At 43.5% G+C, this 19,204-nt stretch carries 22 protein-coding genes; 15 read left to right on the top strand and 7 right to left on the bottom strand.

Features of this window, described 5'->3' with window-relative positions; translation table 11 throughout:
* Window positions 1-12: 12 nt before the first annotated feature.
* Genes M2444_RS20365 through M2444_RS20355 form a run of 3 tightly spaced genes read left to right on the top strand, consistent with a single transcriptional unit; the run spans window position 13 to window position 2,595 of the window.
* The gene (locus M2444_RS20365) at window positions 13-1,029 is read left to right on the top strand and encodes a methionine ABC transporter ATP-binding protein (RefSeq protein WP_280787894.1); all 1,017 of its coding nucleotides are present in this window, start codon (window positions 13-15) and stop codon (window positions 1,027-1,029) included.
* The gene (locus M2444_RS20360) at window positions 1,029-1,688 is read left to right on the top strand and encodes a methionine ABC transporter permease (protein ID WP_094873324.1); all 660 of its coding nucleotides are present in this window, start codon (window positions 1,029-1,031) and stop codon (window positions 1,686-1,688) included. Before M2444_RS20365 ends, M2444_RS20360 begins: the two co-directional genes overlap by 1 nt.
* 58 nt (window positions 1,689-1,746) lie before the next feature.
* On the top strand, window positions 1,747-2,595 hold the full coding sequence (locus M2444_RS20355; RefSeq protein WP_094873326.1) for a MetQ/NlpA family ABC transporter substrate-binding protein: 849 nt from the start codon (window positions 1,747-1,749) through the stop codon (window positions 2,593-2,595).
* 154 nt (window positions 2,596-2,749) lie between these two features.
* On the opposite strand, the gene M2444_RS20350 is transcribed toward M2444_RS20355, so the two are convergent.
* Window positions 2,750-2,998, bottom strand: a complete 249-nt coding sequence (locus M2444_RS20350) for a NifU family protein (RefSeq protein WP_042130899.1) — start codon at window positions 2,996-2,998, stop codon at window positions 2,750-2,752.
* 81 nt (window positions 2,999-3,079) lie between these two features.
* Here M2444_RS20350 and M2444_RS20345 point away from each other — a divergent pair, with 81 nt between their 5' ends.
* Window positions 3,080-3,334, top strand: coding sequence for a YuzB family protein (locus tag M2444_RS20345; protein ID WP_094873330.1), 255 nt, complete (start codon window positions 3,080-3,082; stop codon window positions 3,332-3,334).
* Window positions 3,335-3,402: 68 nt separating this feature from the next.
* Here the strand turns inward: M2444_RS20345 and M2444_RS20340 are convergent, their stop codons facing one another.
* Entirely contained in the window at window positions 3,403-4,464 is a 1,062-nt protein-coding gene (locus M2444_RS20340; protein WP_280787893.1) for an NAD(P)/FAD-dependent oxidoreductase, read from the bottom strand.
* A 49-nt stretch (window positions 4,465-4,513) separates the two neighbouring features.
* Window positions 4,514-5,620 (bottom strand): aminofutalosine synthase MqnE, encoded by a 1,107-nt coding sequence (gene mqnE / locus M2444_RS20335; RefSeq protein ID WP_094873334.1) that lies wholly within the window; start codon window positions 5,618-5,620, stop codon window positions 4,514-4,516.
* 374 nt (window positions 5,621-5,994) lie between these two features.
* On the opposite strand from mqnE, the gene M2444_RS20330 reads away from it, so the two are divergent.
* Together M2444_RS20330 and M2444_RS20325 are read left to right on the top strand one after the other, a co-directional pair.
* A complete protein-coding gene (locus tag M2444_RS20330) occupies window positions 5,995-6,354 on the top strand; it encodes a HesB/IscA family protein (RefSeq protein WP_094877837.1) in 360 nt (119 codons plus the stop codon).
* Window positions 6,355-6,455: 101 nt separating this feature from the next.
* Window positions 6,456-6,908, top strand: coding sequence for a GNAT family N-acetyltransferase (locus M2444_RS20325; protein ID WP_234539744.1), 453 nt, complete (start codon window positions 6,456-6,458; stop codon window positions 6,906-6,908).
* 164 nt (window positions 6,909-7,072) lie between these two features.
* Here M2444_RS20325 and M2444_RS20320 read toward each other — a convergent pair whose 3' ends face one another.
* Complete coding sequence (locus M2444_RS20320) at window positions 7,073-7,282, bottom strand: hypothetical protein (RefSeq protein ID WP_094873338.1); 210 nt, start codon at window positions 7,280-7,282, stop codon at window positions 7,073-7,075.
* A gap of 332 nt (window positions 7,283-7,614) precedes the next feature.
* Between M2444_RS20320 and M2444_RS20315 the strand changes: the two genes are divergently transcribed.
* Together M2444_RS20315 and sda are read left to right on the top strand one after the other, a co-directional pair.
* Window positions 7,615-8,277 carry a YheC/YheD family protein gene (locus M2444_RS20315; protein WP_280787892.1) on the top strand — a complete coding sequence of 221 codons (663 nt, stop codon included), beginning with the start codon at window positions 7,615-7,617 and terminating at the stop codon, window positions 8,275-8,277.
* 314 nt (window positions 8,278-8,591) lie between these two features.
* On the top strand, window positions 8,592-8,735 hold the full coding sequence (gene sda, locus M2444_RS20310) for a sporulation histidine kinase inhibitor Sda (RefSeq protein ID WP_036685584.1): 144 nt from the start codon (window positions 8,592-8,594) through the stop codon (window positions 8,733-8,735).
* Between the two features lie 131 nt (window positions 8,736-8,866).
* Here the strand turns inward: sda and M2444_RS20305 are convergent, their stop codons facing one another.
* Window positions 8,867-9,841: an NAD(P)/FAD-dependent oxidoreductase gene (locus tag M2444_RS20305; protein ID WP_094877850.1), complete on the bottom strand. Its 975-nt coding sequence runs from the start codon at window positions 9,839-9,841 to the stop codon at window positions 8,867-8,869.
* Window positions 9,842-10,172: 331 nt separating this feature from the next.
* On the opposite strand from M2444_RS20305, the gene M2444_RS20300 reads away from it, so the two are divergent.
* Together M2444_RS20300 and M2444_RS20295 are read left to right on the top strand one after the other, a co-directional pair.
* A complete protein-coding gene (locus tag M2444_RS20300) occupies window positions 10,173-11,366 on the top strand; it encodes an NAD(P)/FAD-dependent oxidoreductase (protein ID WP_280787891.1) in 1,194 nt (397 codons plus the stop codon).
* A 1-nt stretch (window position 11,367) separates the two neighbouring features.
* On the top strand, window positions 11,368-11,646 hold the full coding sequence (locus tag M2444_RS20295) for a hypothetical protein (protein WP_094873340.1): 279 nt from the start codon (window positions 11,368-11,370) through the stop codon (window positions 11,644-11,646).
* Between the two features lie 51 nt (window positions 11,647-11,697).
* On the opposite strand, the gene hemQ is transcribed toward M2444_RS20295, so the two are convergent.
* Window positions 11,698-12,450 (bottom strand): hydrogen peroxide-dependent heme synthase, encoded by a 753-nt coding sequence (gene hemQ, locus M2444_RS20290; protein ID WP_094873342.1) that lies wholly within the window; start codon window positions 12,448-12,450, stop codon window positions 11,698-11,700.
* 282 nt (window positions 12,451-12,732) lie between these two features.
* Here hemQ and M2444_RS20285 point away from each other — a divergent pair, with 282 nt between their 5' ends.
* From M2444_RS20285 to dnaI, 3 genes are all read left to right on the top strand, one after another.
* Window positions 12,733-13,029 carry a YuiB family protein gene (locus M2444_RS20285; RefSeq protein ID WP_042130887.1) on the top strand — a complete coding sequence of 99 codons (297 nt, stop codon included), beginning with the start codon at window positions 12,733-12,735 and terminating at the stop codon, window positions 13,027-13,029.
* A 292-nt stretch (window positions 13,030-13,321) separates the two neighbouring features.
* The gene (locus M2444_RS20280; protein ID WP_280787890.1) at window positions 13,322-14,860 is read left to right on the top strand and encodes a replication initiation and membrane attachment family protein; all 1,539 of its coding nucleotides are present in this window, start codon (window positions 13,322-13,324) and stop codon (window positions 14,858-14,860) included.
* A gap of 18 nt (window positions 14,861-14,878) precedes the next feature.
* On the top strand, window positions 14,879-15,835 hold the full coding sequence (gene dnaI / locus M2444_RS20275) for a primosomal protein DnaI (protein ID WP_094871647.1): 957 nt from the start codon (window positions 14,879-14,881) through the stop codon (window positions 15,833-15,835).
* A 378-nt stretch (window positions 15,836-16,213) separates the two neighbouring features.
* On the opposite strand, the gene M2444_RS20270 is transcribed toward dnaI, so the two are convergent.
* The gene (locus M2444_RS20270; protein ID WP_094871648.1) at window positions 16,214-16,369 is read right to left on the bottom strand and encodes a YqzM family protein; all 156 of its coding nucleotides are present in this window, start codon (window positions 16,367-16,369) and stop codon (window positions 16,214-16,216) included.
* 356 nt (window positions 16,370-16,725) lie between these two features.
* Between M2444_RS20270 and trxA the strand changes: the two genes are divergently transcribed.
* Both trxA and uvrC read left to right on the top strand, forming a co-directional pair.
* The gene (gene trxA, locus M2444_RS20265; protein ID WP_042130884.1) at window positions 16,726-17,043 is read left to right on the top strand and encodes a thioredoxin; all 318 of its coding nucleotides are present in this window, start codon (window positions 16,726-16,728) and stop codon (window positions 17,041-17,043) included.
* A gap of 121 nt (window positions 17,044-17,164) precedes the next feature.
* Window positions 17,165-19,117, top strand: coding sequence for an excinuclease ABC subunit UvrC (uvrC, locus tag M2444_RS20260; protein ID WP_280787889.1), 1,953 nt, complete (start codon window positions 17,165-17,167; stop codon window positions 19,115-19,117).
* Window positions 19,118-19,204: the final 87 nt, after the last annotated feature.

The following is a 19,204-nucleotide window of genomic DNA, read 5'->3' as shown; positions in this document are numbered from 1 at the left end:
GGGCGACGAGCGTTGATTAATCTAAAAGGAATAACAAAGGTATTTGGAAAAGGCAGCCATGCGGCTACAGCACTTTCCGGATTGAATCTGTCTATCGAAAAAGGTGAAATATTCGGAGTCATTGGCCATTCTGGCGCGGGGAAAAGTACATTGATCCGATGCATTAATCTGTTGGAACGTCCGACAGAAGGAGAAGTTTGGGTTGATGGTGTAGAGCTAACCAGTCTTAGCCAAGCTCAGCTGCAGGAACAGCGGCGCAAAATTGGGATGATTTTTCAACATTTCAATCTGCTATCTTCAGCGACGGTGTACGATAATATTGCTTTTCCTCTGCGACTCACAGGCGTTTCGAGAACAGGTATTGATGCAAAAGTAAAAGACTTGCTTGCCCTAGTGGGGCTTGAAGATCACAAGGATAAGTATCCCTCTCAATTATCAGGAGGGCAAAAGCAACGGGTCGGCATCGCACGGGCACTTGCCAGCGACCCTGATGTGCTGCTGTGTGACGAGGCAACCTCTGCGCTTGACCCACAAACGACAGACTCTATTCTTAAGCTATTGCTCGATATTAATAAACGATTCCATCTGACCATTGTGCTGATCACTCACGAAATGCACGTGATTCAGAGCATCTGCGACCGTGTTGCGGTCATTCATGGTGGTGGTATCGTTGAGCAGGGTAAAGTGACGGATGTATTCCTGAAGCCGCAGCATGAGGTCACTCGCGATTTCATTCGCAGTGAATCACAGAATGAGGGCCCCCTTCGTACGGCGCTTGACGCTGCTGCTGGGGACAACTCTCAGGCCGTCAAAATTACCTTTTTCGGAGAGAAGACCTACGGCTCTGCCCTTTCCAATGTAGTACGTGAGACAGGTGTTAGCTTTGCCATTCTGCATGGTACCATCTCAACGATTAAAGACGTACCTTATGGGCAAATGATTGTTCGGTTCGAAGGACCCGCTGAAGCGATTGCTGTGACGATAGCTGAACTAACCGCTCAAGGGCTTGAAGTGGAGGTGATTTCGTAATGAATTTCGCAGATTTAAACTGGCAAGAAATGATGGATGCTACCGTTGCTACTTTGGAAATGTTACTATTTTCCGGAATATTCACAATTATTCTTGGTTTACCACTCGGAATTCTATTGTATTTATGGGGAAGATCGAATAGTATAGTAATCAGAGTAACTTACTCGGTCTTATCGTTCATTGTAAACATTCTACGATCCGTACCATTTATCATTTTGATGGTGGCATTGATTCCTTTTAGTAAAGCCGTTGTTGGTACCGCCATTGGTGTACTGGGCACGATTCCACCGCTTGTGATTGGTGCTGCTCCGTTTTTTGCCCGTCTGGTAGAGACGGCACTAAGAGAGGTAGACCGCGGAGTGATCGAAGCGGCACAAGGTATGGGGGCATCGACGAATCAAATCGTTATGCGTGTTCTTTTGCCAGAGGCTCGTCCAGGTCTGCTCGCCGGGGTTACGATCACACTGGTTACACTGGTCTCTTATACGGCCATGTCCGGGATGGTAGGCGGCGGCGGTCTAGGTGATCTAGCGATCCGTTATGGATATTACCGTTATGAGAAGGAAGTTATGATTATCGCTGTAGTCTTGATGGTCATACTGGTGCAACTGCTACAGATGGCCGGTGATCGACTAGTAAGACATTTTACACGGAAATAAGGTACGTCTATATATAGCCTTATTCATACAAATACCAAGGATAAGAGGGGGATTTAAAATGAAAAAATTACTACTTACTTTTTTTAGTCTGACATTGGTTGTGGTGCTAGCTGCTTGCGGCAATAACAATAATGCTTCTAACTCGGCTGCCACTAATGCACCTGAAAACGGTGCTGCAACTACAGAACCAGTGAAATTGGTGGTTGGTGCTTCACCTGTTCCACACGCTGAGATCTTAAAAGCTATTAAGCCATTGCTTGAAGCGCAAGGAATTACATTGGAAATCAAAGAATTCACTGACTATGTTCAACCAAACGTTCAGCTTTCAGAGAAGAATCTGGATGCTAACTTCTTCCAACATCAGCCTTACCTGGATGACCAGAATCAAAAGAACGGTTCGGATCTAGTTTCGGTTACAGCTGTTCATGTTGAACCTTTTGGTGCATATTCCAAGAAAATCAAATCCATCGACGAGCTGGCTGATGGTGCGAAAGTAGCCATCCCTAATGATGCTACAAACGGTGGTCGTGCACTGATCCTGCTTGCCAAAAATGGACTGATTAAATTAAAAGATGATACCAACATCACAGCTACTCAAGCGGATATTACTGAAAATAAGAAAAACCTTAAAATTATCGAGCTAGATGCAGCAATGTTAGGCCGTCAATTAGATGAAGTGGATCTTGCCTTGATTAACACTAACTATGCGCTGGAAGCTGACCTAGTGCCAACTAAAGATGCTTTGTTCATCGAAGGTACGGATTCCCCCTATGCTAACATCCTGGTAGCTCGTCCTGACAATAAAGATTCTGATGCAATCAAAAAGCTGGTCGCTGCTCTGAATTCTCCAGAAGCGAAGGCATTCATTGAAGAGCAGTATAAAGGCTCGATCATTCCAGCATTTTAAGACAGAAAGATAACTTATTCTCTAAACAGCATAAAACCCGCTGCCTAATGGCATGCGGGTTTTATGCTGTATGTTGTAGGGAAAGTGTAAATCCTCTATAATAAGAAAATCCCGATCTCCTGAAGAGGAGGATCGGGAATGATATTGAATGGGATTAGAATACTTGCATAACTTCTTGTACGCCTTCTACTTCTTCAAGAAGGGCGCGTTCAATCCCGGCTTTCAAGGTGATCGTGGAGCTTGGGCAGCTGCCGCAGGCACCCATAAGTTTCAACTTCACAATGCCGTCTTCTACATCGACTAGTTCAACGTCACCGCCATCGCGTTGTAGGAACGGACGAAGTTTATCAAGCACTTCCAATACTTCATCATACATTTCGGTGCTTTGTGCATTCTCACTCATTTCTCAATCACTCCTTTCGTAAGTTCATTATAGTACAAAAAGTTAAAAAATAAAATGGTTAGGCGGAATAGGGAGATCATCATGAGACCAATTATTGAATTTTGTGCCAGTAACATGGGTCACGGAACAGACAAGCTAATGCAAAAGCTGGAAGGAAATCCAGATTACGATGTGATCGAATACGGATGCCTGAACAATTGTGGGGAATGTTATTTAACTCCATTTGCAATGGTTGAAGGAGACATCGTTGCAGCAGATACGGTTGCTGAGCTCGAAGAGAAAATTGATGCTAAAATCAAAGAGCTAGAGGCTTGGTTCAATATGGACCTTGATTAAATGCTTTTTGTGGAAAATAAAGGGCTGCTCTTTTTCGTATTTATAACGGAAAAGAGCAGCCCTTAGGTTTATCCTAAAGTACGTTTTGACATCCAGAGCACCCCGCTCTTAAGGATACGGGGAACCCGTCCTTTGACGGAGCGTTGGCCCATCAGACCAAATCCAGCTTTCTTGCCTAGTGAACCTAAAGTACCCTTTAGACGAATAGGATGAAGCTTAGGGGTCTCGCCGCGCCACATGGCTTGAATAACCTGAGCAACCTGTTCACCTTGCGCTCCTGCTGCTTGTGCGCTTGGAGCGAATGGCAGGCTGGCACAGTCGCCAATTACATACACTTCTGGATAATCAGGTACACGATAATATTCATCCAAAATGATCCGTCCTCCGCGATCCTTCGGGACTGTTAATTCCTGAACAACCTTCACCGGTTGAATCCCTGCGGTCCATACCGTAACATCTGAAAGAATTTCCTCTGTACCGTTATAAAGCGCATCTTTCTCTACATGGGATACTGAGACACGTCCAAGTGTCTGTACTTGGTGGTGGTGAAACCATTCCTCCACGTACTGTGACAGCTTCGCAGGGAAGGCAGATAAGACACGTTCACCACGATCCAGAATAGCAATATTAAGATCTGGCCGGCTCTCCCGAAGCTCTGCCGCCAATTCCACTCCACTTAGTCCACCGCCTACAATGTTAATTGTTCCATAAGGCTTCACATCGTTTAAACGTTGGTAAGTTTCGCGTGTTCCTGCAAAGGTCTGGATACTGCAAGTATATTGATCAGCTCCAGGGATGTTATGGTAATTGTCGGTACAACCTAGTGCAATGGCAAGTATGTCATAAGACACAGTCTCATCAGGCTCCATAGTAATGATTCTACTCTCCAAATCAATGGAACTCACCTCACCGTAACGGATAGTGAGACGGGGATGAACCGGAAACTGGATCCGCAAGTGATAGTCAGTTACTGTACCCGCGGCAAGCGCATAATATTCCGTTTTGATTCCTTGATAAGGCATTCGGTCAATTAAGATAATTTCAATATCCTGAGGAAGGTGATTATTGAGCAATTCTTGAATTAGGGCCAAGCCGCCATAGCCGCCGCCCAGAACGAGTAGTGTTCTCATGCTGACCGAACTTCCTTTCCAATATAGGGTAACGGATCTAGGTAGTCTTTTATTCGTATACCTTTATCGCATTGTAGAACGTGTCACGTTCTACTGGAATTCGTCCAGCACCTTTTACTAACCAGATCAATTCATCGCGAGTGAGGCCTTCAGGTGTTAAGGCACCAGCCGCATGGCTAATGCGTTCTTTAAGAATAGTACCATGTACGTCAGAAGCACCGAAGTTCAGTGCAACTTGAGTAAGCTGAGGACCGATATTAATAAAGTACGCTTTGATGTGATCGAAATTATCCAGCATTAATCTGCTGATCGCAATCGTCTTCAGATCCTCATAAGCGGAGTTGCGGCGCATAATCCCTGCATTCTTGTTCTTAGGCTGCATAGATAATGGAATGAATACCATAAAGCCATTGGTTTCATCCTGTAGATCGCGGATCTGCATCATGTGCCGGATACGATCTTCATGAGATTCAATCGAGCCGTAGAGCATAGTTGTATGTGTCTTCATGCCAAGCTGATGTGCTGTCCGGTGAACTTCCAGATATTCTTCCACATTAGCCTTATCTACACGCATTTTTTTACGGTATTGATCAGATAATATTTCTGCGCCACCACCAGTAAGCGTCTTAAGTCCTGCTGCACGCAGCTGCTCCAGTACTTCACGAATACTCAATCCGCTAATTCGGGTGAAAAAATCGATTTCGGCTGCAGTGTATGCTTTTAAGGTTACCTCAGGGAAACGTTCATTCAGGGCTTTTAAAGAATCCACGTAATACTGGAAAGGAACCTTGTCATTATGACCGCCTACGATATGGAATTCGCGCACACCAGGATGAATATGCTGTTCGACATATTGCACCATTTCCTGACCAGAAAGGGTATATGCACCCTCTTCTCCATCATCTTTGCGGAAATTGCAGAATGCACAGTGAGATTCGCAAACATTGGTGAAATATAGACTCATGTTTTCGATAAAATATACCCTGTTGTTGTTCTTTGCGACATTGACTTCATTTGCTAACTGGCCAATCGTTAGCAGGTCGTTACTTTGATATAAATAAACGCCATCTTCTAAATTCAATCTTTCGCCGCCGCGAACTTTTTCAATAATGTTCATCATTCGGGCGTCTGTTTGGGGGGTGAAGAGAGTAGACATATAATAAATTCCTCCTGAAAGTTTTACGGGGTCCATTGCCCGCAGATAATTCCCAGACTTACCCAGACGGTAGCTGTTCATTCATGAAAATAAATCAGAGGTTTAGCCTCCGTGACAAATTTCCGAATTTTTACTTATGTTTGCCTTCCTTATTATAAACCTCTCTTATAAGGGGATCAACAGCTGGATATGGATGGCTTAATTTGGTGTGACAGGTCAAGCATAAGGCAGTTGTGACTTGAGGGGAATGGAATAGTCGGTTATACTGAGTTTATTAAGTATATATTTTTAAGAAAGTAACTTTTGGCCGGATGGCCTCTTAAACATAAGTTTTTTTCTTGTGAAGTCAGTCTAATCTATAGGAGGATATGATCATGATTAATATTAGCGAAAAGGCAGCAGAACAATTAAAGGCGATGCTTGCTGAACAAGAAATGCCGAACATGTTCCTCCGTATTGGAGTAACGCCCGGCGGTTGCAGTGGATTCTCTTACGCTATGGGCTTTGATGATAATGAAACCGATCAGGACGTATATATGGACATCCAAGAGATGAAGGTTGTCGTGGAGAAAGAGAATCTTCGTTACCTGGATGGTCTCGAAATCGATTTTGAAGAATCCGGCATGACGGGCGGCTTCACCATCAACAACCCTAACGCTACTGCAACCTGTGGCTGCGGTTCAAGCTTCCGTACAGCTATGGATGCGGGGAAACCGAACGAAGAGCCTTGCTAATCGCGACGTTACGCCTTCAAGCCCCATGTTGATTTCTACAACACGGGCTTGGAGGCTTTTTTTATTCTCAATGACAAAAGTCATCACAAGGAGCTCAAAGCATGCTAATTAGGAAATTAAACGCAGAAGAACAACCTCCCTTACATTTGTTGTTATTAGCCGATCCTTCCCTAAGTCTTGTTGAAGCGTATTTAAAAAGAGGGCAATGTTTTGTAGCTGAAGTGGAGAATTGCATTATAGGTGTCTATGTTTTGCTACAAACGAGGCCAGAGACAGTGGAGCTAGTGAATATAGCCGTTGATGAGAATCAGCAAAGTAAAGGGATAGGTAAGCAGTTGGTCTATCATGCGATTCAGAATGCGAGATTACTTGGTGCGAAGACAATAGAAGTGGGTACGGGGAATTCTAGTGTAGGACAACTGGCTCTTTATCAGAAATGTGGATTTAGAATTACCGGAATCGATAGAGACTTTTTTATCAGACACTACAGTGAAGAGATTGTTGAAAATGGGATCAAGGTAGTGGATATGATTCGTCTTTCTTTAGATATATGAGTGACATACAAGCAAAAGCCCTCCGATGGAATTCCTCGAGAGGGCTTTTGCTTGTTCAAATATAAGAAAGTATAGGTTTCATGTTATACATTATCCTTATATTTCTCGCAAAACGCATACCGTCCTTAAGGGACGTTGAAGGCGTTTTTGCTTCCTGCGTACAATTAGGCTGGAATAATAAACTTGTAATTAATCATAAACACGATGAGCGCTGCGGCTCCAAGGGAAAAGGCAATACAGCCAGCACCCAGTGCTCTGCGTCTGTCTTTAATGAATTTTAAGCCGATAGCGCAGATCAGTATAGTCGTTCCAGCCAATACGATGGACATCCCAAGCATGGCCACCCAATATAATACCTCAAAAAACTGAGCCATTCCGAGCCCTCCCCGCGCTGTTTTTTAGCAAGCCTTTAATTCATTATTATAATAGTAGGAATTGAAAATGTAACCGCTATTAATAATACAACGATTTTGAAGATTATTCTAGTTATAGTGAACTCATCCATTGTGATTTAGATGTCGAATGTTCAGAAATAAGGTTCTACAAAATCTGCAATGATACCCTGCAGGGTTGAGAATGTTGTCGATACAAGCTCTATGCCCTTTTTGCTAAGAGCTTCTTCCTACACGGACAATCATACAAGAGGGCGGGGCCTTTTCTGAGTAATGTATAGGGTAGGCTGGAATGTGAAAGGAGGGAAAGGACGATGTCGGGAAGACAACTGGCTAGCAAATGGTTGAAGACAGAAGCATTGCTCAGTGACGCGAGGGTTTCTCATTATATACCAATGACGAGGGTGTATTCGGCTGACTCACTGTTAGCCATGCTCCGGAGATACGGAAATGTTGTTATTAAACCAATAGTTGGCGGTGGAGGCTACGGTGTAATTAAAGTGTTTCGGGATAGCCGGGGTTATGGATTTACTTATATGGACAGAACTCGAATTTACAAGGACTTTAGATCCATGAGACGAGCGCTTCATTTCGTCAAGGTTAGACGTAAATATTTGATTCAACAGGGGATTTCTCTCGCCAGAATTGGTGGGCGTCCTATTGATTATCGGGTCAAAGTAGTGAAAAATGGTGGTGTTTGGGAGTTTCGCTCTATGGTGGGAAGATTGGCCCGGCCTGGCCTGTTCGTAACTAATTTATGTAAAGGAGGCACGATGCTTTCTTGTCGAGAAGGGCTTCGCAGATCGTTGCCTCGAATTAAAGCCTCAGCGAAGAAAGCAGAAATGCGCAGGCTTACGCTAGTATGTATCGAACTGATGGAGCGGCATTTCCCGGGAATAGGCGAACTGGGTTTTGATTACGCCGTGGATTATTCAGGTAAAATATGGATTCTGGAGGTTAATACAAGACCTCAGTAAATTAACAAAAATTTTAGAATTGACGATAATAGAGTAGTAAGATAAAATTGCGTTTAGTTGCGTTCTTTTGGGGTAAATTATATTGTAATTTATTTACAATAAAAATATATTTTTAGCTGTATGCAAGTGGTTCAGTCCTGTGTATAACTATTATCCCCATATTCCACTGTGCAGTTATCACCTTTATAACGCTTACGCACATATTATACACAGGATTTCCACATGTACTTGTGGATAACGCGAACGCTTGTTCGAAAAATGATAGTTTGATATGATAGATTCAGATCCAAATACAGGAAAGGTAGATGAACGTTATGGTTGAATTGTCCGATGAGATGCTTCTAGACTCTTACCATAGAGCGATAGAACTGCAACTAGAGCATGATTTCATCGCTCTTCTACTCGTTGAGATTCGCAAACGAAACTTACACTCTCCAGTTCATGCGGTTCTTCATTAAAACAGCGCAAAGTATACCTTTGTAGCAGGCTACATATAAATAAACCGCGAGTCACAAACATAAAAGGGTATCCTGATAGGCTGGTATTGATAGGCCTGTCAGAATACCCTTTTTTATTGTAGTAGATAGAATTAGAGTTTCATATTACTACTGTGTCCTGGTGAAAGCTTGGCTTCCGGATCGATGTAGACTTTTGCGTTATTCACAGCCGTTGGGGCTTCGCCGAATCCAACAGCAATTAGCTTCAGCTTACCTGGATATGTGGTGATATCGCCGGCTGCAAAGATTCCCGGAATACTCGTTTCCATACGTGAGTCAACGACAATGGAGTTTCCTTCAATATCGATACCCCACTCTGCAATGGGTCCCAGAGAGGAAACAAATCCGAAATTGACGATTACACTGTCGACTTCGATTTCTTGTGTTTCCTTGGTCTTGATATGGGATAAGGTAACCTTAGTAATAAACTCGTCACCATGCAGTTCTGTAATTTCAGTAGGTGTAATTACGTTAACTTTGGAAGCCATCAGATTCTCTACACTGTGCTCATGCGCACGGAATTTATCCCGGCGGTGAATTAGGGTTACTTGCTCCGCGATCGGTTCCAGCATTAGTGCCCAGTCTACTGCGGAATCCCCGCCACCGCTAATCAGAACTTTTTTATCTTTAAAGGCATTTAAATCATTTACAAAATAATGAAGGTTGGCTTTTTCAAACCGTCCTGCGTCTGGCAGTTCTAAACGACGAGGTTCAAAAGCACCTACGCCAGCTGTAATGATAATAGCTTTACTGTGATATTCTGCTACATCGGTTGTAACTACAAAATGGCGTTCGTCCCGTTTCTGAACAGAAATTACTTTTTCCTCCAGCCGGATATTCGATTGAAACATATCCATTTGCCGTGTCAGGTTGTCAACCAGTTCTTGTGCAGTTACTTTTGGGAAACCTGCTACATCATAAATGTATTTTTCAGGATAAAGTGCAGCAAGTTGTCCTCCCAATTGGGGCATACTTTCTATAAGTGTTACGGATGCCTGACGCATCCCGCCGTAAAATGCGGCAAACATGCCAGCTGGACCGCCACCTATGATTAAAAGGTCGCTCATAGGAACGCCGGATTGCTCTTGTGTCACGGGATATTACACCTCCGAGTTGATATATTCATTTTGCCATACTTGTATTCTTTCTTATTATAAACATTGTGACACATACCTGCAAAGAAAGACTTTAGAACACAATAAGAATGTGACGTTTTTTAGTATTTTAATGTTTGATTAATAGTACACTAAGGTTTACAATGGATATGGTCAATTTAGAAATCCTTTAAGTTTGATTGGAATTTCTTCTAAATATAAGTGTATAAATTCACAAAAAGGACCATACATTGTTTCAATAAAAAATACAAAGACAGATTTACCTCTTGGAAGGAGCCGGAACATGAGTAGTATTCCCAAAATCGTAATCTTAGGCGCGGGCTATGGGGGTATTTTGACCGCACAGCGCTTACAGAAGGCTTTGAACTATAATGAAGCGGATGTCACGCTCGTAAACCGTCACGAGTACCACTATTTTACTACCCATCTACATATGCCTGCCGCGGGTACAGATAGTATTGAACACACTCGGGTGTCTATTTCTAAACTAATCGATGAATTCAAGATCGATCTCGTTAAGTCATCTGTTCAGGAAATTCGTACCCAGCAGAAAAAGATTATTTTGGAGGATGGTACTCTTTCGTATGACTATCTCGTCATTGCTTTGGGCGGAGAGCCTGAAACCTTCGGTATTCCAGGACTTGATAAATACGCACTGACGATCCGGAGCATCAACTCCGTTCGTTTGATTCGTGAACATATTGAGTACCAATTTGCCAAATATAAGAACGAGAACAATGCACAGGAGCATATCAATTTCGTAGTCGGTGGTGCCGGCTTTAGCGGAATTGAATTTGTGGCCGAATTAGCTGACCGCATCCCTGGGTTGTGCAAAGAATTTGACGTTGATCCAAGCATGGTAAATATATATAACATAGAAGCTGCTCCAACAGCTCTGCCAGGATTTGCTCCTGAACTTGTTGAGTATGCGATGAACTTGCTCACTAAGAAGGGTGTTACCTTCAAGATGGGTGTTGCGATCAAGGAATGTCTACCAAACGGCGTAATTCTGGCATCAGGCGAAGAGATAAAAGCTTCTACAATTGTCTGGACCGGCGGAATTCGCGGAAACCGTCTGATTGAAGCTGCAGGATTTGAAGCTATGCGCGGACGTGTGAAAGTAGATGAATATTTACGTGCACCAGGCCAAGACAATATCTTTATTATTGGAGACGGCTCCTTAATGATTAACCCGGAAGGCCGTCCTTACCCGCCAACAGCACAAATTGCTATGCAACAGGGAGAATGCTGTGCTCATAATTTGGTGGCTGCGATCCGTAATCAACAACCAAAGAAATTCGCATTCAGCAATAAAGGAACAGTAGCTTCTCTAGGTAAAGGTCAAGGGATTGCTGTAGTTGGCAGCAAAACTTACAAGGGCTGGACCGTAGCTCAATTGAAAAAAGTTGTGGATATGCGCTATTTGTTCATTATTGGTGGGATTCCGCTGGTTCTGAAAAAAGGAAGATTCTTATAAGATGCGTCACTGCAGCGTGCAGGTGCGTGGACTGCTGACCCGAGAAGAATTGGATCGTTATAACGGACTGATTGAGGTTGGATCTTATCTGGAGGATCAGAATCAGTACGATCTAGCGTATGTTGTTCAAAAAGAAATTGATCTGCTCATTCTCCCTGGCATTGAACGCTTAAAGGAAAAAGGGCGAGCACGTGACCGGGCTACGGCTGAATATTTGGAAAGTCTGCGTGATGATGAAGATGGCAGCGAAGAGGATGAGGAAGCGGGAACTTCGTTATAGCATTTTAAAAAGGTGAGTCTCCATAAAGATCTGGAGACTCACCTTTTTTTGTTACAATTTAAGCATTTCCTCAAAAGAATCCTCAGTCAGCAGGTTGCCGACATAGAAAGGTCCGAATTCGCCGTAGCGGGCACTGACTTCGTCAAAGCGCATTTCGTAGACTAATTTCTTGAATTGCAGCGGATCTTCAGCGAATAGGGTTACGCCCCATTCCCAATCATCCAAACCTACGGAGCCGCTGATAATCTGTTTCACTTTACCAGCATAACCTCGTCCGATTAATCCGTGAGAAGCCATCAGCTCCCGACGTTTATCCATATCAAGCATATACCAGTTATCGGCGAGCTCGCGTTTCTTGTTCATTGGATAGAAGCAAATATGCTTCGCTTGTGGCAAAACAGGTTTTAGACGTGCGATAACATGCGGATTCTGCATAGGATCACTACCATCGCTGCCCCCCGCAAGGTAATTGCTTAATTCAACAATACTTACGTAGGAATAGGCTTTAGTTGTATATTGAGCAAAAGCGATTTTGTTAAAGGCCGTCTCAAGCTTGTTCAGATCTTCCAAGCTTTCGCGCAAGAACATCATTACGAAATCGGCCTTCTGGCCAACGATGGAATATACCGCGGAGCTGCCTTGTTTAGCTTCTTCGACAGGACTCCATTCTTGCATAAAAGCATGTAATTCTTCCAGAGCAACAGCACGTTCTTCGTCATCTGCTGCCGTCCATGCGGTCCAGTTCAGTGAGCGGAAGTCATGCAATGCATACCAGCCTTCCAGTGTCATAGCGGCTTCGTTCATGATCTCACTCCTTAAAAGTTTTACGAAGCATAAGCTTCGTTTGAAATAACGTCGCGTAAAACTAGCTACGAAGCTCCTGCATCATAGACTATGTATGATTTATTAATCTATATGCATTGTATCGCAATCAAGTTGCTTAGAGCAAATGATGACATTCGGTTGTAAGAGTATTAAACCTAATTTTGAATAAAGTTCATTGCTTCGTGACATTTTTTCTAGTAAACTTACTACTAGCTCGTATAAGATGTGCGCTTCTTTATAGAAAGGGGTAGTGACGGTAAGATGGGGTTTATTCCAGTGTTTATCCTAACCGTTTTATTCTTTGTGATGATGTTTGGTATTGGATTTATTCTTAACATGTTAATGAAGACAACCTGGTTTCCCGCTTATCTATTCGTACTTATTATTCTACCCGTCGTAGTCTATTCCATTTGGGATAGAAGCGCGATGTCGCTCTGGGAGCATCTTTCCAGTTTCCACTTTGTTGATTACTTAACTGGTGTCGCTGGTCTTGCAGGTGCTATATTGAGTGGATGGACCATTCAAAAACTGCGCTTTGGCGGTTACAAGATGTTTTAAAGATTTAATTGGATGACCTGCGGCTCTGATGTAAGAGTCGTTTTTTTGAACATATAAGCTTTTAGTTCTACGCTAAGAATCAATTTTGAAATTCAGCGAGAAACGGAACCTTCCTCTTCCAGAGGACAGCGAAGCCGTTTCTTCTTGTTTAATAGAGGCAGATATTCGTAAGAAAAAGCTGATTATATAGCGAAAAGAGTCGGAATTGGTAGTTTATTTACATTTCCGGCGACGTTTTTTATGATAGAATAGAATCCTGTATGAATTCGTGAAAACAAGGGGGTATCCGTAGATGCGCATGAGTAACTTACATCATTTCACCGAACATCATCGGTACTGCGTTTCCCGCGAATTTGGTCTTAGTGTTATAGATGGACGTATGCTTAGCTCTGTGTATCAGCCTATGGTAGGAGCTTTTGCAATCAGTTTCTATCGCTTGCTGGTTGAACATGTGCCAGCAGATAGCATTGGCTATTCTGGAGTGGAGCAGCAGCGCAGATTATTTATGACGCTAGGCGTTGAACCGAATGAGAAAGGCCGCAAATATTTAATAGATCAGGCTTCCCGGTTAGAAGCGGTAGGTCTGCTACAGACCTGTCGAATCTATGTACCGGAAACTGATGATTACTTATATGAATATGAGCTTATGCCGCCGCTATCGCCAGCTGACTTTTTTGCCACTCAGCATTTGACGTTGCTGTTACGCGATAAAATCGGCAAATTTGCTGTGCTGTCCTTACGGGAACAATTCTGGAACCGAGAGCCAGAAGAGTGGAGTCGCAGATCCATAGGCAAAGAGAATATCTCCGTGCCTTTTTATGATATTTTTCAACTTAATACACATGTCATTGATTATGAGCTGGAGCAGGCACTTGCAGAAGTAGCCACTGTGCGTCAGCCTGGCATGCGTGAATCTGGAGAACAAGCGATTGGATATAGTGATATTATTTTGCGTTTTCCGCGGGAGTCTGTAAACCGGGCTCATGTAGAAAAATTGCGTTTTGACCATACTCAAATGGGTGTTATTAACTATGTAGCTCATAAGTATGAACTCAGTCCGCAGGATTTATGTCGTCTGCTGGATGAAGATGGCGTGTTCTCACCGGAAGGTGAGGTTATACTGGATGCACTGCAATATAAAGCGAGCCAGCATTTCAGGCAGGATATGAAACGACAAGAAAAGCGTGAAATTGCTGCTGCTAAGGTTGTTTCCATCCGTTCCAGTGCCTCCGAAGAGAATGATGATTCTATAGCGCCTCCGGAGCAGTCTGTAGAGATGGAGTATTATGTAGAAGTACCACCACAATTTTTGTCCAAATGTGACATTCACCAATATAATATGATGCTGCGGAACGAACCATATACGCGGCTGCTTCAAACTTTTTTCCCAGGTGCAGTGCCCAGTCATTTGATGGATATGTTCGAGAAAATAGATTTGAATTATAAGCTAAGCGGTGAAGTAATTAATGTACTTATTCATTATTTAATGACTATGGTAGCCTCAGGTGGAGAACAGCGAATGAATCGTAATTTTGTGGAGGCTATCGCTTCCAATATGCTGGTTAAACAGGTGAACACCTACGAAAAGGCTGTAAAATATATCAGGGATCAGTCCAAAGTGAAAGGCAAGGGAGCTACAACTAACACGGCGGCAGGATCTCGATCACGTTCATATGCCAAAAATACAGGCCGATCTGCTAAACCGGAAATTCCGATTGTGCTGGACGATGGAAGTGCCGGAACGGTATCGGAAGAAGAATTCGCGGCGATGATGAAGAAAGCGGCAGAAATTAAAGCCAGTAAGAAAAAAGGCGTTTCCCAAGCGCCGTAATGAAAGAGAGGTGGAACTATGGAGTCTATGGGCGATGTGCTTCGTTCGATCAACAATCCAACTCTACGGCAGCGTCAACGCGATCTTGAACAGGAGTTATTCAATCATCCACTTGTGAAGGCATTACAGTCTGAACATCCTGAACTGGACGATTCACGACTACGGCTTCATATGAGCCGCCTGTATCAATATGTAGAGGAGAGCCGCCACTGTGCGAACTGTCCGGGTCTAGAGAAATGTCCGAATGATTTCCCTGGCCACTTTAGCAAACTTACGGTAGAGAGTGTGAATGGTTCGGCGGACTTATATGAACGCAAGACGGCATGCCGACTTAAAGTCGCACAGGATAATCAGGATAGCATCCGCAAACGTATCCGTAGCTTTTATGTGGATGAACGTGTGCTTAATGGCGGTTATGACGAGATAGATATTATGGGCAAGGATCCACGCCGTGTCTCGGCGGTTAATAAAATATTTGATTATATTACGAGCGTGAAAGAGGAAGGTCTGACTTCACGCGGGATTTATGTACATGGAACCTTCGGAACGGGTAAAACGTTTCTGATGTGTTACTTGCTTCATGAGCTTGCTGTTGCCGGCTATACTGGAGTTATCGTATATATGCCGGATTTTATCGAGGATTTAAAATCGATTATGATGGACGGCCAGAAGATGAAGGAAACCGTTGATACGCTGAAAAACTGCGATTTACTTATTTTTGATGACATCGGTGCGGAGAATTTGAATCCATGGGCGCGCGATCATGTGCTTGGTGCGATTCTGAATTATCGGATGAACCGTAAACCAACCTTCTATACCTCGAATTATCCGCTCGACGGTTTGGAGAAACATCTTAGCTTCACAAGTAAGGATGGCGAGGAAATTTATAAAGGTCAACGTCTGATGGATCGTATTGCTCCTTTTGTGGATGTTATTCCACTGCATGGAGAGAATCAGCGGGGGACGATTAGATAAACTTTAAATATTCATAACCGTAACTTTCAAAAGAAAAGCGATTCTCCTTTTATTGGAGGATCGCTTTTCTGCTTGCAGCCTCTGGCTAGCATGGCATACTGACTCTGATGAATAATAAGGAAATCTTCCCTAAAATGCAGAGATTTTTGCTCATCAGAATACTGATAAGGGAATATCTCCCTAAAATTCAACTGATTCATCAACGAAAACGGATATTCTCCCGATTATTAGGGACAAATTCCCTGATTCCATTCAATTATAGTAATTATCGGCTATTATCAGGGAGATTTTCCCTAATCACCCTTAAAAACAGAAGCCGCCCGATAAGTAGCATTTACTACTTTTGAGACGGCCTCTGTTTATATTGTGATGATTCCCTTACTCCGAAATGAACTTAATGATAACCATGCCGAAAAAGACAACGGTCATAAATGCAGTCATTCCGAAAAATCCGTTCATTAAATCGCCTAGATCATTGCGGGGTTCTTCGTTGATATGTTCTCGTGGGTCCCGTACTTGCGCGTTGACATCCATAGCTTCTGCCTCCTTACAGGGACAATGCCTGTATTGTTAAGATGCAAATTGAGTTGACCATTATGAAATAAGTCATTGACATTTAATGCGCTTTCTTAGAGTATACCGAAAGGCTGGGGAGATTGTAAAGAAAAGAGTAACGTAAATAAAATTAGTTTGAGGGCAATATAATTGTATGTGATATATAACATATCCCTTAAAGATATGTTATACTGGAATTGTGTCGGTAAGTGGTAATTTGGTTATCATATTACATGAACAACTTATTAACTTATATTTTCGGAGTAACTTCCATAAACTAAGCTTTGGTTTAGAATGGAGTAAAGCTTCGTAAAACTTAGAGGAGGAACAATATCATGGCTATCGTGAATGTGTCTGACCAAACCTTCAGTAACGAAGTGGAAGGTCAAGGTACTGTAGTAGTAGACTTCTGGGCTCCTTGGTGTGGTCCTTGTAAGATGATTGCTCCAATCTTGGACGAATTGTCCGCAGAACTGGGAGACAGCGTGAAGATTGCTAAATTGAATGTGGATGAGAATCCGGAAACGGCTTCCCGTTTTGGCGTGATGAGTATCCCAACCCTGATCTTCTTCAAAGACGGTCAACCGGTAGATAAAGTTGTGGGATTGAACTCCAAAGAATCCCTGAAAAATATCGTAGCTAAACATCAATAATTGTTAAATGCTACTGTTCGGGCCTCGGCCCTGCCGCTCAGCGCCTTCGGTTCATTCCGGAGGCGTTTTGTGTGCTGAATGCCAACTAATCATGGGTCCAATTTAGCTGGAGGGGATCATTTTGGACAACATCCGCAATAAACTGGCTCTATTACCCGATCTGCCCGGGTGCTATCTGATGAAGAATGAAGAAGGCACCATTATTTATGTGGGGAAGGCGAAGGTACTTAAGAACCGGGTTCGTTCTTATTTTACAGGCAGTCATAATGGTAAAACGCAGCGGCTTGTCGCTAACATTGCTGATTTCGAATATATTGTTACGTCCAGCAACATGGAAGCGCTCATTCTCGAGTGCAATCTGATTAAGAAGCATATGCCGCGTTATAACGTGCTTCTGAAGGACGATAAGACATTTCCTTATATTAAAATAACGAATGAAACTCACCCTCGGCTTGAAGTCACACGCCGGGTGATTAAAGATAAAGCGAAATATTTCGGCCCTTATCCTAACGGTTATGCTGCACAGCAAACGAAAAAGCTCCTCGATCGTATGTATCCGCTCCGTAAATGTGGCGTAATGCCAAAGGAAGTCTGTCTTTACTATCACATGGGCCAATGCTTGGCGCCGTGCGAGAAGGAAGTGCAGAAATCCGAGTATGAGCAGATTACGCAAGATATCGCTGCTTTTCTGAGCGGAGGTCATGATGCAGTTAAGAAGGATCTACAGCAGAAGATGCAGGAAGCTGCTGAGGAATTATATTTTGAACGGGCAAAGGAACTGCGGGATCAAATTATCCATATTGATGCATTGATGGAGAAACAGAAGATTAACACCACAGATACTAAGGATCGGGACGTATTTGGTTATGCGGTAGACAAGGGATGGATGTGTGTACAGATTCTGTACATGAGACAAGGGAAGATGATTCAGCGCCACTCCTCTGTCTTTCCATTCTATGGGGAAGCCTATAGTGACTTTATGTCTTATGTGACGCAGTATTACAGTGATAATCCTGCTCTGCCGCAGGAGATTCTTCTGCCGGATGTGCTTGATGAGGAAGCAGTGGTTGATAAAGAAGCTAAACCGGCGATTGTCATTGCCGCTCCAGCCGAAGAAGATCTGCAAAAGGGGGAAGATACCCCTGAATCGCCTGAAGAAGTTGAGGCCCGTGAAATGGCCGCTGCTGAAGCATCAGCAGCAGGTGTTGTTGATGCTGCAGGTGGCGCCTCTATTCTCCAGGAGTGGCTCGGCACCAAAGTACTAGTCCCGCAGCGTGGCCTCAAGAAGCAGATGGTCGGTATGGCCTGCCAAAATGCAACAGTCGCAATCGACGAGAAGTTCCGGCTTATTGAACGAGATGAAGTACGTACCTCTGGTGCTGCAATGAGCTTGGGCGAGAGCTTGGGGCTCGAACGCTTAAGCCGGATCGAGGCGTTCGATAACTCGAATATTCAAGGGACTAATCCGGTCTCTGCGATGGTTGTCTTCATTGATGGCAAGCCCGCACGAAAAGAGTATCGTAAATATAAGGTTCGTACGGTAGTGGGTGCGGATGATTATGGAACGATGCGCGAGGTCATCAGGCGTCGGTACGAACGGGTGCTGAAAGAGAACCTGCCGATACCGGATCTTATTGTAGTCGATGGTGGTAAAGGGCAGATATCTTCAGCGATTGATATTCTGGAGAACGAGCTGGGATTATTCATTCCGGTCTGTGGTCTCGTTAAGGATGATAAGCATAAGACGGCTCAGCTTTTGGTTGGAGATCCGCCGGAACCCGTCGCTTTGGCTCGTGATAGTCAGGAATTTTATCTGTTGCAACGGATTCAGGATGAGGTCCATAGATTCGCCATCACCTTCCACCGTGAACAACGTGGGAAGTCCATGGTTACTTCTAAACTGGATTCCATACCAGGTATAGGCGAGAAGCGGCGCAAGGCGCTGCTTAAGCATTTCGGATCGCTAAAGAAAATTAAAGAAGCCTCCATAGAGGATTTCAAATCACTTTCTATTGGCGAAAAGCTGGCTAGTCAAATTCTTGAGGCACTCAAGGATGAAGAGCCCTCATCATAGGCATCAGAAACGCAGGAAAGATGTATACGTAAATATAAAAAGATGTCATAGCAGATTTTCTGCTATGACATCTTTTTTCATGATCGG

The organism is Paenibacillus sp. PastF-3, from assembly GCF_029893135.1.
GTDB classification, from domain to species: Bacteria; Bacillota; Bacilli; order Paenibacillales; family Paenibacillaceae; genus Paenibacillus_AQ; species Paenibacillus_AQ nitricinens.
Note: the sequence above shows the minus strand (reverse complement) of the source record. Positions and strands in the feature narration are given on the sequence as shown.